Source organism: Saccharospirillaceae bacterium (assembly GCA_022448365.1).
In the GTDB taxonomy this organism is placed as follows: Bacteria; Pseudomonadota; Gammaproteobacteria; order Pseudomonadales; family Oceanobacteraceae; genus Bacterioplanoides.
The window spans coordinates 1,917-2,724 of the sequence record JAKVCS010000024.1; the positions used below are offsets into that span (position 1 = coordinate 1,917).

Here is an 808-nt window from a genome sequence, read left to right on the forward strand (position 1 = left end):
GCCTGCAAAAGCGGTTTCTATTTGAATCTGATATCTGGAAATCACTTAAACAGGCATTAGGCGGAATCGGGCTGGTATCATTTGTGATAAAGGTCATGCGGCGATGGAGTTCGCATAACAAGCGCCTGCAGCGCTTTCGTGACATTCAGGATTCCGGTTCTGCAAGCAGATGGCGTGCGATCACAAAGGATATGAGTATGTTCACATCGGGTTACTCGAGCGCGCGCGATGTTCTGGGTAAGCAAAAAGCGCTAAGCTTGTATCAACAAATGTTTCTCGATACCGTCAAAATGGAAATGCGCTGGTTATGGCCATCGCCCGATGCATTTACCTGTTTCTCATCAGGGGCAGGAGAAGCGGTGCACCGTTATTGGCTGGCCTTTATGAAGAATTATGCTGCGCTTGGGTTATTTGACTTGTCAGTTGAGGATGTGGATGAGCAGAAAAAGAAGTATACGATATCAAATTGCGCTTATGCCTCGATGTTCAGCCAGTTGGATTGCCCGGAGTTATCGAATATGGTTCGTAAGATGGAGCGGGAAGCTTTGTTACACATGAGCAGCAAAGCAAACATGGATATTAGCTGGCAAATCAATGTTGATGGATCAGCAATAGTGACCATGGAATGGTGACAGGCAAATAGAGCTTAACTATCTGATTTAGGCGCTATTGGGGGAAGGTGATAATTTTAGGGAGATCAGGCTCCAGTTCTTGTCTCGCTTCTCTTGGTAGCACACCAAATTGTTTGCGAAAAGCTGAGCTGAAATGGCTTATATTGCTATAACCCAACAACATTGCAGTCTCCGTA

The 808-nt window shown here is 45.7% G+C and carries 1 protein-coding gene; it reads left to right on the forward strand.

The annotated features are described in order from the left end of the window. Window positions 1–632: hypothetical protein (locus tag MK185_17705; GenBank protein MCH2042466.1), on the forward strand; the 632-nt coding region annotated here is incomplete at its 5' end. Between the last annotated feature and the right edge of the window lie 176 nt (window positions 633–808).